Raw genomic sequence first — 12,395 nt, forward strand, 5'->3', positions numbered from 1 at the left:
CACTGTGCAGTTCCCGAGATACGGTCGGGAACCCGATTGAGATCTCCATAGAGTTTCGGCTGTCATAGCGAAGGGGAAACGCCCGGCTCCATTCCGAACCCGGAAGCTAAGCCCTTCAGCGCCGATGGTACTGCACTGGTGACGGTGTGGGAGAGTAGGACGCAGCCGGACAACCATTCCAGAAAGGGCCCACCAACACACTTGGTGGGCCCTTTCTCATTGTCCGAAAAGCATGTCCCGGAGGACATTCTCCGAGCCCGCGCGGTGGCGCCGATAGACTGGCGCGCCGCCTGCCGGCATCCGACGACCGAGAGGACCACCAGGTGTCCGACGACGACCAGCGCCGTGGGGGAGCGTCCCGCTCCGACCGAGGCGGCAGCGACCGCCGCCCCTCGAGCGGAGGCCACGGCGGCCCCCGTCGGGGCGCGAGCGGTGGCGGACGCGGTCAGGGTGGTGGTCCACGCGGACAGGGCGCACGCGGTGGAGCAGGAGCCCCGCCGCGCAGCGGTGGTGGCGACCCCCGGCGGGGTGCCGGCGGCGGCGCCCGCCCGGCCGACGGCCCGGAGCGTGGCGGCAGCCGGCTCGCGCCGAAGAGCCCCCGCCTGCCCGAGCCGCGGATCCCCGACGAGGTGACCGGCAAGGAGATCGACCGCAGCGTGCACCAGCAGCTGCGCACCCTCTCCAAGGAGAACGCCGACGGCGTCGCGAAGCACCTCGTCATGGTCGCCGTCATGCTCGAGGCCGACGAGATCGACGCCGCGATGGCCCACGCCGAGACCGCGGTCCGCCGCGCCGGCCGCGTGCCCGCCGCGCGCGAGGCGCTCGGCATGGTCGCCTACCGGACCGGCGACTTCGCGCGGGCCCTCACCGAGTTCCGCACGGTGCGTCGCCTCAGCGGGTCCTCCCACCTCCTGCCGCTCATGGTCGACTGCGAGCGAGGGCTCGGACGGCACGACCGCGCTCTCGAGCTCGCGTCGTCCCCCGAGGCCAAGACCCTCACCGCCGCGGAGCGGCTGGAGCTGGCCATCGTGGTGTCGGGCATCCGGCGCGACCTCGGTCAGCTCGACGCGGCGCTCCTCGCACTCCAGGTGCCGGCGCTCACGCAGGGTCGCAAGGCCGGTGCTCACCGTCTGCAGTACGCCTACGCCGACACGCTGCTGGCCCTCGGTCGCACCGACGAGGCCCGTGAGTGGTTCCACAAGGTCGTCGACGCCGACACCGACCTCGAGACCGACGCCGTCGAGCGGCTCGAGGAGCTGGACGGCGTCGTGCTCGAGGACTTCGGAGACGACGAGGAGCTCGCGCCGGAGCCCCCCGCGTGAGCACGCTGGCCGCGCGCTACCGCGCGCTGGTCTGCGACCTCGACGGCGTGGTCTACCGAGGCCCCAGCGCCGTGCCGCACGCGGTCGAGGCGCTGTCGGCCCTCGACCGTCCGGTCGTCTACGCGACGAACAACGCCTCCCGCCGTCCCGCGGACGTCGCCCAACACCTGACGGACCTGGGTCTGGAGTGCGCGCCCGAGGACGTCGTGACGAGCAGCCAGGCCGCGGCGTGGCTGCTGGGCGAGGCGGGTACCGAGCCAGGGGCGCGTGTGCTGGCCGTCGGGGGCGCCGGCGTCGCCGACGCGCTCGGCGAGGCCGGCTTCACCGCGGTCCGGCGGGTGGGCGAGGGCGCCGTCGCCGCCGTCGTGCAGGGCTACGGTCCCGACGTCACCGCCGCAGACCTCGCCGAGGCCGCCTACGCCGTCGAGGACGGCGCCCGCTGGGTCGCCACCAACACCGACGCCACGCTGCCGACCGACCGGGGCGTCGCTCCCGGCAACGGCTCGCTCGTCGGCGCCGTCGCCCGCGCGGTGGGTCACGAGCCGGACGACGTCGCCGGCAAGCCCCGGCCGCCGCTGTACCTCCTCGCCGCGCGCCGCCTCGGGCTCGAGGCCCCGCAGGTGCTCGCCGTGGGGGACCGCCTCGACACCGACATCGAGGGCGCCGTGAGCGCCGGGGCCGAGTCGCTGCTCGTGCTGACCGGCGTCGACGACCTCGACGCCGTGCTCGCGGCGCCCGCCTCCCGCCGCCCGACCTGGGTGGCACCGGACCTGCGGTGGCTGCACGACGCGCCGGAGGACGGCGAGACCTCCCTCGCCGCGCTGGCCGACGCCGTCCGTGCGGTGCACGAGGCGCACGACGCCGGGGACGCCGCTCGTGCCGAGGGCCTGGCCGACGTGGCCCGTCACCTGCTGGAGCGGATGGCCGACCGGTAGCGTGGGGCTCCCGCGGCCGACCCGCCGCACGACACCAGGAGGACCCCATGGCCAAGCGCTCCGTCCGCGCCTACGTCGAGCTCGCCTCCGGGCTCGGTGAGATGACGCGCGCCCGCGCCGTCGAGGCGGCCCACGAGATCGTCGTGCTCGCCGGGTCCGCCGGCTCGAAGTCCAAGGTCGCCAAGCAGGCCGAGAAGCTCGCCGGCGACCTGCTGTCCGCGGCCGAGCAGAACCGCGCCCAGATGGTCGGCCTCGTCCAGCGCGAGGTCGAGTCGGCGGTCGAGCGGGTCGACCTCGGCCGGGTGCTCGGCGAGGTCCAGGGGCTCGCGGCCACCGTCGCCGGCCTCGCGGCCCGGGTCGACGAGCTCGCGCGCTCGGCGGGGATGCGCTCGGGCCTGCCGGGTGCCGGCCTCGTCGAGACGGCCGAGCCCGCCCTCGCCGCGCCGCCGGTGACGTCCGTCCGGCCGGCGCGCCCGGCGCCGCCGCGCACCCGGCGCGCGGCTACCTCGAGCAAGCCGGCGTCGTCGGCCCCCGCGAAGAAGACCACGGCGAAGAAGGCGTCGGCTCCCACGGCGAAGAAGGCGTCGGCGAAGAGGGCCTCGGCCGCCGCGAAGACGTCGACGGCCACGAAGACGTCGGCCCCGGCGAAGAAGTCCACCGCGAAGAAGTCGACGGCCACGAAGACGTCGGCCCCGGCGAAGAAGTCCACCGCGAAGACGTCGACGGCCACGAAGACGTCGGCCCCGGCGAAGAAGTCCACGACGAAGAAGTCCCCGGCGAAGAAGTCCGCGGCGAAGAAGTCCACGGCGCAGAAGTCCACGGCCACGAAGACGGCGGGAGGCTCTGCGTGAGCCAGCAGACCCCTGCCCCGCTGACCGAGGCCCCCGAGACCGGGGACCCGGCCATCGACGCGACGCTGCGCGACCTCGCCGCGGTCCCGGCCGACGACCTCGACGGCCGGCTCGCGGCCGGCGAGGAGGTCCAGCGCACGCTGCGCCAACGCCTCGGCGACCTGGGCGGCTGACATCGCGCGACTCGACGCCGAGCTCGTCCGGCGCGGCCTGGCCCGCTCGCGCGGGGAGGCCCGTGACCTCGTCGCCGACGGCCTCGTGCGGGTCGACGGCGAGCCGGCCCGCAAGCCCTCGACCCCCGTCGAGCCCGAGACCGCGCTCGAGGTCGACGCCGCGGCCCCCCGCTGGGTGGGGCGGGCGGCGCACAAGCTGCTCGCGGCCCTCTCGCTCTGGGGCCCGCGCGGGCTGACCGCCGACGGAGCGCGCTGCCTCGACGTCGGGGCGTCGACGGGGGGCTTCACCCAGGTGCTCCTCGCGCACGGCGCCGCGCACGTCGTCGCGCTCGACGTCGGGCACGGGCAGCTCGTCGCGGAGCTCGCGGACGACCCCCGCGTCGAGGACCGGCCGGGCACGAGCGTGCGCGGCCTCACCGCGGACGCCGTCGGGGGCCGCGCGGACCTCGTCGTCGCCGACCTCTCCTTCATCTCGCTCACCCTCGTCGCCGCCGAGCTCGCCGGCCTCGTGACCGACGACGGCGACGTCGTCGTCCTCGTCAAGCCCCAGTTCGAGGTGGGTCGGGCCAAGCTCGGCCGCGGCGGCCTCGTCACGTCGCCCGCCGACCGGGCCGTCGCGATCGAGGCGGTCCACGGAGCGTTCCTCGGGGTCGGCCTGCACACCCGGGCCATCGCCCCGAGCCCGATCGCGGGCAGCACGGGCAACGTCGAGTACCTCCTGTGGGCGCGGTCGGACCCGTCGGACACAATGAGCCTCGAGGAGGTCCGCGCGAGCGTGCGGGCGCTGACCGAGCAGGGCGGAGGCTGACGATGACCAGTCCGACCCGACGTGTGCTCCTCGTGACGCACGCGTCCCGCGCCGACGCCCAGGAGCTCGCGGCCGCCGTCGCGACGCGGCTGCTGTCCGCCAAGATCGGTGTCTGCGCACCGGAGTCCGACCTCGTGGGTACGCCGCTGTCGCGGGTCGAGGGCGTCGGCGCCATCCCCGAGGACGAGCCCGACATCGGCTGCGAGCTCGTCTGCGTGCTCGGTGGCGACGGCACGATCCTGCGCGGCGCCGAGCTCTCCCGCGGCTCGGGCGTCCCGCTGCTCGGGGTCAACCTCGGCCACGTCGGCTTCCTCGCCGAGGCCGAGCGCGACGACCTCGACGCCACGGTCGAGCGCATCTGCGCCCGCGACTACACCGTCGAGGAGCGACTCACCCTCGAGGTCACCGTCCGGCGCGACGGTGCGACCGTGTTCTCGTCGTGGGCCCTCAACGACGTCTCGGTCGAGAAGGCCGCCCGCGAGCGGATGCTCGAGCTGACCGTCGAGATCGACGGGCGACCCCTGTCGACGTGGGGCTGCGACGGCGTGGTCGTCGCCACCCCGACCGGCTCCACCGCGTACGCGTTCTCGGCCGGCGGCCCGGTCGTCTGGCCCGACGTCGAGGCGCTGCTGCTCGTCCCCATCAGTGCGCACGCCCTCTTCGCCCGCCCCGTCGTCGTCGGTCCCCGCTCGCACCTCGCGGTGCAGCTGCTCGCCGACTCCGACGCCGCCGCCGTGCTGTGGTGCGACGGCCGCCGCGCCGTCTCCCTGCCGCCCGGCGCCCAGGTCGAGGTCCAGCGCTCCGAGCAGCCGGTGCGCCTCGCACGCCTGGGCGCCGGCGCCTTCACCGACCGGCTCGTCGAGAAGTTCGCGCTACCCGTCCACGGCTGGCGCGGCGCGGCCCGCCAGCGCCAGGCGACCGAGGGCACCGACCGGTGATCGAGGAGATCCGCATCCGCGACCTCGGCGTCATCGACGACGCCGTGCTGCCGCTGCACCCCGGCCTCACCGTGCTGACCGGCGAGACCGGCGCCGGCAAGACGATGGTCGTCACCGGCCTCGGCCTCCTCCTCGGCGGCCGCGGCGACTCCGGGCTCGTGCGGACCGGCACCGACCGCACCGTCGTCGAGGGCGTCGTCGACCTGCCCGCGGCGCACCCCGCGATGGTGCGGGCCGCGGAGGCGGGCGCCGACGTCGCGGACGGGCTCGTCCTCGTCCGCACCGTCCAGGCCGACGGGCGCTCCCGCGCCCACGTCGGAGGGCGGGCCGCGCCGGTCGGCGTGCTCGGCGACCTCGCCGAGCACCTCGTGGCCGTCCACGGGCAGGCCGACCAATGGCGGCTGCGCCGGGCCGACGAGCACCGCGAGGTCCTCGACGCGTTCGGTGGCGACACGGTCGCCGCCGCCCTCGCCACCTACCGCGAGGCGCACACCGAGCTCGTCGTCGTCGAGGCCGAGCTCGCAGCCCTGCGGACGGCCGCCGAGGAGCGCGCCCGCGAGGCGGAGTCGCTGCGCGTCGGGCTCGAGCGCATCGAGGCCCTCGACCCGCAGCCGGGCGAGGACGACGACCTGCGCGCCGAGTCCGGGCGGCTCGGCCACGCCGAGGAGCTGCGCGACGCGGCGGGCGCCGCCCACGAGATCCTCAGCGGCGAGAGCGACACCGCCCTCGAGACCCCCGCCGTCCTCGAGGCGCTCGGTGCGGCGTCGGCGCGCATCGCCCACGCGTCGGCGGCCGACCCCGCCCTCGCCGCGCTCGGTGCCCGGGTCGACGAGCTGCGCTACCTCGCGGCCGACGTCGCCGCCGACCTCGGGGCCTACCTCGCGGACGCCGACGTCGACCCCGCCCGCCTCGAGCAGGTACAGCAGCGGCGCGCCGCCCTCACCGAGCTGACCCGCCTCTACGGCCCCGGCGTCGACGACGTCATCGCCTGGGGTGGACGCGCCGCGGTCCGGGTCGCCGAGCTCGAGGGCACCGGCGACCGCATCGAGGAGCTCGCGGCCCGGCTCGAGGACCTCACCACCCGGCGCGCGGACGCGGCCGAGGCGCTCTCGGCCGCCCGCCGCAGCGCCGCGGAGGCGCTCGGCACCCGCATCACCGCCGAGCTCGCCCACCTCGCGATGGGCTCGGCCACCGTCACCGTCGCCGTCGAGGACTCCGGGCGCTTCGGCGCCGACGGGCGCGACACCGTCGAGGTGCGCCTGGCCGCCGGGCCGGGCACGACCCCGCGCTCGGTCACCAAGGCCGCCTCGGGCGGTGAGCTCTCGCGGGTCATGCTCGCCCTCGAGGTCGCGACCGCCGACGCCGGCACCTCCGTGCCGACGTTCGTCTTCGACGAGGTCGACGCCGGCGTGGGCGGACGCGCCGCGCTCGACGTCGGCGCACGGCTGGCCGCCCTCGCCCGGCACGCCCAGGTCGTCGTCGTCACCCACCTCGCGCAGGTCGCCGCCCACGCCGACCGCCACCTCGTCGTCGAGAAGTCCGTCGACGGGCACGTGACCCGCAGCATGGTCCACGCCGTCGAGGGGGAGGACCGCGTCGCGGAGCTCGCGCGGATGCTCGGGGGCTCCGGCACCGACGCCGCCCTCGAGCACGCGCGCGACCTGATGGCGCGCGCTCGCGCCTGAACGCATCTGGCACGATGGTGCAGATGTCCATCCGCCTGACGAGCCGCCGCGACCGGGACCCCACCGAGGGATCCGGCCCCGCGCGCGTCGACCGGCGCACGAAGAACCTCACGAGGCGGCTCAAGCCGGGCGACGTCGCCGTCATCGACCACGAGGACATCGACCGCGTCAGCGCCGAGGCGCTCGTCGCGTGCCGCCCGGTCGCGGTCGTCAACGCCGCCTCCTCGATCTCGGGGCGCTACCCGAACCTCGGCCCGGAGATCCTCGTCGAGGCGGGCATCCCGCTCCTGGACGCCGCCGGCCCCGACGTCATGGCCATCAAGGACGGCACGTCGCTGCGCCTCGAGGACGGACGCCTGCTCGCGGACGGCCGGCCCGTCGGGGACGGCGTGCTCCTCACCTCGGACGCGGTGCAGGAGGCGATGACCGCCGCGCGCGCCGGCCTGTCGGCCGAGATCGAGGCCTTCGCCGAGAACACGATGGACTACCTGCGCAAGGAACGTGAGCTCCTCTTCGACGGGGTCGGTGTCCCGGACGTGCGCACCGACCTCGACGGCCGGCACGCGCTCATCGTCGTGCGCGGCTACCACTACAAGGAGGACCTCGAGATGCTGAGGTCCTACATCCGCGAGTACAAGCCGGTCCTCATCGGCGTCGACGGCGGCGCCGACGCGCTCATCGAGGCCCGGCACACCCCCGACATGATCGTCGGCGACATGGACTCGGTCTCCGACGGCGCGCTGACCAGCGGCGCCGAGATCGTCGTCCACGCCTACCGCGACGGCAACGCCCCCGGGGTCGAGCGGGTGCGTGCGCTCGGGGTCGACCCCGTCGTCTTCCCCGCCACCGGCACGAGCGAGGACGTCGCGATGCTCCTCGCCGACGACAAGGGCGCCGAGCTCATCGTCGCCGTCGGCACCCACGTCACCCTCGTCGAGTTCCTCGACAAGGGCCGCTCGGGGATGGCCAGCACGTTCCTCACGCGCCTGCGCGTCGGCGGCAAGCTCGTCGACGCCAAGGGCGTGAGCCGCCTGTACCGCGCACGCATCTCGTCGCCGAGCATCGTGCTCATGTTGTGCGTCGCCGTCTTCGCGCTCGGCGCGGCGCTGTGGTCCACCACCGGTGGACGCGCGCTGCTCCAGGTCCTCGCCGCGAAGGTCGACGACCTGTGGACCGCCCTCGGAGGAGTGCTCGGGTGATCGACTTCCGCTACCACATCGTCTCGATCGTCTCGATCTTCCTCGCCCTGGCGGTGGGGATCGTGCTCGGCGCCGGCCCGCTCCAGGGCGAGATCGGCTCGACGCTGCAGAACGAGATCGCCGGCCTGCGCACCGACAAGGCCGACCTCAACGAGCAGCTGACGACCGCCCGCGCCGGCACCGAGGCGCGCGACTCCTTCCTCGACGCCGTCTCCGGGCGGGTCTACGGGGGTGCGCTGCGCGACCGCACCGTCGCCGTCGTCGTCATGCCCGGCTCGGACGCCGCCGTCAGCGAGTCCGTCACCGCCGCCCTCGGCACCGCGGGCTCGCGCGTCACGTCGACGACGACGGTCACCGAGGACTGGGTGAGCACCAACGCCAAGACGGTGGCCGCGCGCGACGAGGTCGTCGGGCAGGTCGCCACGAGCACCGGTGTCGACACCTCGGCCGGCTCCGCCGCGCCCCGCGACCTCCTGCTCGCGACCCTGCTGGCCCGCACGGCGCCGGCGGGGGACGACGGCCCCGACGACAGCACCGCCCGCACCGGGCTCCAGGCGCTCGCCGACGCCGGGCTCGTCTCGCTCGACGCCGAGTCCTTCGCCCGGGCCGACCTCGTCGTCGTCGTGGCGGGCACGGTCTCCGACGGCGACTCCTCGGCCCGCACCGCGACCGCGCAGGAGTGGGTCGCCCTCGCCTCGGCGCTCGACGCCCGCTCACGGGGCGTCGTCGTCGCCGACGACCTCGCGGCCCAGACCGACGGCACTCCGGTCCTCACCGTCCTGCGCGACACCGCGGCCGCGACCCGCGAGGTCTCCTCGGTCGACGACGCCGGGTCGCCGCTCGGCGTCGCGAGCGTCGTGTTCGCGCTCGTCCAGCAGGACGGTGGCAGCGCCGGCCAGTACGGGCTCGGGGCCGGCACCGACGCCGCGTACGCGCCCGTCCCCGCGTCGGCCGCCACCTCGTGACCCCGCTCCGCCGGCTCGCGGCCGGGGTCGTCGGCACCTCCGCGGGCGCGGCGTCCTTCGCCGCGATGACGCGCGCGGTCCGCTCGCCGCGCTGGACCCGGACCAACCACGCCGGTGACCCCGTGACCCTGCTGGAGGGCCCGGCCTGGGTCCTCGCCGGTGCGGCCGGCGCCGCCGCGGGCGGCTCCCTCCCGGGTGCCGTGGCGGCCGCCGGTGCCGGCGCCTTCGGGGCGCTCGACGACCTCGCCGGCGACGGCTCGTCCAAGGGCCTGCGCGGGCACCTCGGCGCCGCCGCGCGCGGCGAGCTGACGACGGGCGCCGTCAAGATCGGCGGACTGGCCCTCACCGGTCTCGTCGCGGCCGCGCTGACCGACCGGGGCCGCGACGACGTCGGAGCGCTCGACACCCTCGTCGGCGGCGCGGTCGTGGCCGGTGCCGCCAACGTCGCCAACCTGCTCGACCTGCGCCCCGGGCGCGCCCTCAAGGCGACGACCCTCGCGGCGCTGCCGCTCGCCCTGGCCTCCGACGGGCGCGGCGCCGGCGCGGCGGCCGCCGCCGTCGGCGCCTCCCTCGGCACCGTGCGCCCCGACCTGGCCGGTCGCGCGATGCTCGGGGACACCGGGGCCAACGCGGCCGGCGCCCTCGTCGGCGCGGCCCTGCTGGAGCGCTGCGGGCGCCGTGGACGGCTCGCTGCCCTCGCGGTGCTCGTCGCCGCGACGCTCGCCTCCGAGAGGGTCAGCTTCACCGCCGTCATCGAGTCCACGCCGGGCCTGCGCGAGCTCGACGCGTGGGGCCGGCCCGCCCGATGACCCGCCAGCGCGCGGCCCTCGGCATCGCCGGGGCGGCCGGGCTCATCGCCGCCGTCACCCTCCTGGCCCGGGCCGCCGGCTTCACCCGGATCCTCGTCTTCGCCGGCTCGGTGCGGGCCGAGGGCGTGGGGTCGGTCTACCAGAGCGTCAACGCCATCCCCAACGTCCTCTTCGAGGTCGCCGCCGGAGGTGTGCTCGCCGCCGTCGCCGTCCCCCTCATCGCCCACCGGCTCGGGGCGGGGGAGCGCGAGCACGCCGACCGGCTCGCGTCGGTGCTCCTCAGCTGGGCGCTCGTCGTCCTCGTCCCGCTCGGGGCGCTGCTGTGGCTCGCGGCCCCGCTGCTGGCCGACTGGCTCGTGCGCGCGTACGACCCCCGCACCCACGACGTCGCGACGACCCTGCTGCGCATCTTCTCGGTCCAGGTGCCGCTCTACGGCGTCGGGATCATCCTCGTCGGGCTGCTGCAGGCGCACCGTCGCTTCCTCGCCGCCGCTCTCGCGCCCCTCGTCTCCTCGGTCGTCGTCCTCGGCTCCTACCTCTGGTACGGCCACCTGACCGGGGGAGCCACCGCCCCCTCGGCCGTCGGCGACGACGCCATCGCCGTCCTCGGCTGGGGCACGACGCTCGGGGTCGTCGTGCTCTCCCTGCCCCTGCTCGTCCCGGCGCTCGCCACCGGCTGGCGCTGGCGGCCCGGGCTGCGCCTCGAGCGCGAGGACGCCGTCCGCATCCGGGCCCTCGCCGGCGCCGGGGTGCTCGCCCTCGGGGCCCAGCAGGTCGCGGTGCTCGTGACGATGTGGCTGGCCAACCACTCGGGCACCGACGGTGCGTTCGCGGTCTACCAGTACGCGCAGGCGGTCTACCTCCTCCCGTACGCGGTCCTCGCCGTGCCCGTGGCGACGAGCGCCTTCCCGGCGCTCGCGACGAGCACGGGGGCGGGCGAGGACTCCAGCGCGACGCTGGCCCGGTCGCTGCGGGCCGTGCTCGTCCTCACCGCGCTCGCCGCCGGGATGCTCGTCGCCGCCGCGCCGCCCATCGGGGCCTTCTTCACCGTCCTCGACGCCCGCCAGGGCGCACAGGGCGCCAGCCCCGAGGCCCTCGCCGCCCTCGCCCCCAGCCTCACCGCGTTCGCGCCCGGGGTCGTCGGCTTCGGGCTCACCGCCCTGCTGACCCGGGCCCTCTACGTGCGCGGCCGCCCCCTCGACGCCGCGATGGCGGTCTCGCTCGGCTGGGCGGTCGCCGCGCTCCTGCCGCTCGTCCTCGTCGGCCCGGACCGCGGGGCCGCGACGACCCTGCGGTGGGTCGGGCTCTCCTCGACCCTCGGGATGACCCTCGCGGCGGTCCTCCTCGTCGTCCTCGTGCGCCGTAGCTGGGCGCCCGAGGTGACCCGGGGCCTCGCCCGCACCACCGGAGCGGCGGTCGTGGCCCTCGCCCTCGCGCTCGTCGTCGGCGACCTCGTGACCCGCGGCCGGACCTACGACGGGCTGCTCGACGCCGTGCTCTGGGGCCTCGCGGCCGGCGGCGCGGCGCTGATGACAGGACTGCTCGCGATCTTCTACGGTGACCGTCGGGCGATGGGGGCCGTCCGCGACCGAGGCCGGGCCCGCCGCCGTCGGGGAGGAGAGGACACGACGTGAAGGTGCTCCTGGTCATGGGGACGAGCGCCGGAGGCGTGGGCACCCACGTGCGCGCCCTCGCCCGGCTGCTCGAGGCCGACGGCCACCAGGTCGTCGTCGCGGCGCCCGCCGAGGCCGCCGACCGTTTCTCGCTCCTGGAGTCCGCCACGCTCGTCGAGCTCGACCTCTCCGACCGGCCGCACCCGGCCCGCGACGCCGCGGCCGTCCGGTCCCTCGCCGGCCCGGTGCGCGGCGCCGACGTGGTCCACGCCCACGGCCTGCGTGCCGGCGCCGTGGCCGTGCTGGCTGCGGCGCGCAGCGGGGTCCCCGTCGTCACGACCCTGCACAACGCGGCGCCGGCGGGCCGGCTGTCCGCGGCCGTCTACGCCGGCCTCGAGCGCGTCGTCGCGCGCGGGTCGGACGCGGTGCTCGGCGTCTCGGCCGACCTCGTCCAACGGGCCGCCCGGCTCGGCGCCCGGCGCACCGGCCTCGCCGTCGTCCCGGCGCCGCCGTTCCAGCCCGCCCGGCGCGACCGGTACGCCGTCCGGGCCGAGCTCGGGCTCGACGCCCGGACCTCGCTCGGTGTCGTCCTCGCACGCCTGGCCCCGCAGAAGGGGCTGCACCGGCTCCTCGACGCGCACCGCGAGCTCACCGACCTCGACCTCGTGACGGTCGTCGCGGGGGAGGGGCCCCAGCACGACGAGCTCCAGCGCCGGATCGACGCCGAGGCGCTGCCGGTGCGCCTGCTCGGGCGCCGGGGCGACGTCCCGGACCTGCTCGCCGCCGCCGACGTCGTGGTCTCCAGCGCGGTGTGGGAGGGCCAGCCCGTCGGGCTCCAGGAGGCCCTGCACGCCGGCGCGGCCATCGTCGCGACGGACGCCGGCGGCACCGGGGCGGTCGTCGGCGACGCCGCCGTCCTCGTCCCCGTCGACGACGCGACCTCGCTCTCCCGGGCCATCCGCGACGTCGTGACGCACGGCGCGGTGCGCGACGACCTGCGCTCCAAGGCCGTCGAACGGGCCGACCACCTGCCCTCCGACGCCGACGCGCTGGCCGCCGTCCTCGACACCTACCGCGGGGTGGGCGCGGCATGACGT

General features: G+C 76.4%; 12 protein-coding genes and 1 rRNA gene. All 13 read left to right on the forward strand.

Going from position 1 to position 12,395, the window contains the following annotated elements; genetic code table 11:
- Nucleotides 1-54 precede the first annotated feature (54 nt).
- The 13 genes from rrf (at nucleotide 55) to LG324_RS10830 (ending at nucleotide 12,392) form a co-directional block, all read left to right on the forward strand.
- Nucleotides 55-171 (forward strand): 5S ribosomal RNA (gene rrf, locus LG324_RS10770).
- A 152-nt stretch (nucleotides 172-323) separates the two neighbouring features.
- A complete protein-coding gene (locus LG324_RS10775; protein ID WP_404347755.1) occupies nucleotides 324-1,322 on the forward strand; it encodes a tetratricopeptide repeat protein in 999 nt (332 codons plus the stop codon).
- Nucleotides 1,319-2,257: an HAD-IIA family hydrolase gene (locus tag LG324_RS10780; RefSeq protein ID WP_404347758.1), complete on the forward strand. Its 939-nt coding sequence runs from the start codon at nucleotides 1,319-1,321 to the stop codon at nucleotides 2,255-2,257. The genes LG324_RS10775 and LG324_RS10780 overlap by 4 nt, the downstream gene beginning before the upstream one ends.
- 47 nt (nucleotides 2,258-2,304) lie before the next feature.
- On the forward strand, nucleotides 2,305-3,108 hold the full coding sequence (locus LG324_RS10785) for a hypothetical protein (protein ID WP_404347760.1): 804 nt from the start codon (nucleotides 2,305-2,307) through the stop codon (nucleotides 3,106-3,108).
- Nucleotides 3,105-3,281 carry a hypothetical protein gene (locus tag LG324_RS10790; protein WP_404347762.1) on the forward strand — a complete coding sequence of 59 codons (177 nt, stop codon included), beginning with the start codon at nucleotides 3,105-3,107 and terminating at the stop codon, nucleotides 3,279-3,281. Before LG324_RS10785 ends, LG324_RS10790 begins: the two co-directional genes overlap by 4 nt.
- Nucleotides 3,282-3,318: 37 nt before the next feature.
- The gene (locus LG324_RS10795) at nucleotides 3,319-4,089 is read left to right on the forward strand and encodes a TlyA family RNA methyltransferase (RefSeq protein ID WP_404353141.1); all 771 of its coding nucleotides are present in this window, start codon (nucleotides 3,319-3,321) and stop codon (nucleotides 4,087-4,089) included.
- A 2-nt stretch (nucleotides 4,090-4,091) separates the two neighbouring features.
- The gene (locus LG324_RS10800) at nucleotides 4,092-5,027 is read left to right on the forward strand and encodes an NAD kinase (RefSeq protein WP_404347765.1); all 936 of its coding nucleotides are present in this window, start codon (nucleotides 4,092-4,094) and stop codon (nucleotides 5,025-5,027) included.
- Nucleotides 5,024-6,712, forward strand: coding sequence for a DNA repair protein RecN (gene recN / locus LG324_RS10805; protein WP_404347767.1), 1,689 nt, complete (start codon nucleotides 5,024-5,026; stop codon nucleotides 6,710-6,712). Before LG324_RS10800 ends, recN begins: the two co-directional genes overlap by 4 nt.
- A gap of 14 nt (nucleotides 6,713-6,726) precedes the next feature.
- Nucleotides 6,727-7,911, forward strand: a complete 1,185-nt coding sequence (gene steA, locus LG324_RS10810) for a putative cytokinetic ring protein SteA (protein ID WP_404347770.1) — start codon at nucleotides 6,727-6,729, stop codon at nucleotides 7,909-7,911.
- Entirely contained in the window at nucleotides 7,908-8,876 is a 969-nt protein-coding gene (locus LG324_RS10815; protein ID WP_404347772.1) for a copper transporter, read from the forward strand. Before steA ends, LG324_RS10815 begins: the two co-directional genes overlap by 4 nt.
- Nucleotides 8,873-9,685 (forward strand): hypothetical protein, encoded by an 813-nt coding sequence (locus tag LG324_RS10820; protein WP_404347774.1) that lies wholly within the window; start codon nucleotides 8,873-8,875, stop codon nucleotides 9,683-9,685. The genes LG324_RS10815 and LG324_RS10820 overlap by 4 nt, the downstream gene beginning before the upstream one ends.
- Nucleotides 9,682-11,319 (forward strand): murein biosynthesis integral membrane protein MurJ, encoded by a 1,638-nt coding sequence (murJ, locus tag LG324_RS10825; RefSeq protein ID WP_036829899.1) that lies wholly within the window; start codon nucleotides 9,682-9,684, stop codon nucleotides 11,317-11,319. Before LG324_RS10820 ends, murJ begins: the two co-directional genes overlap by 4 nt.
- Nucleotides 11,316-12,392 (forward strand): glycosyltransferase family 4 protein, encoded by a 1,077-nt coding sequence (locus LG324_RS10830; RefSeq protein ID WP_036829857.1) that lies wholly within the window; start codon nucleotides 11,316-11,318, stop codon nucleotides 12,390-12,392. Before murJ ends, LG324_RS10830 begins: the two co-directional genes overlap by 4 nt.
- Nucleotides 12,393-12,395 lie beyond the last annotated feature (3 nt).

The sequence above is a fragment of the Phycicoccus jejuensis genome, from assembly GCF_044797865.1.
Classification (GTDB): Bacteria; Actinomycetota; Actinomycetes; order Actinomycetales; family Dermatophilaceae; genus Phycicoccus; species Phycicoccus jejuensis.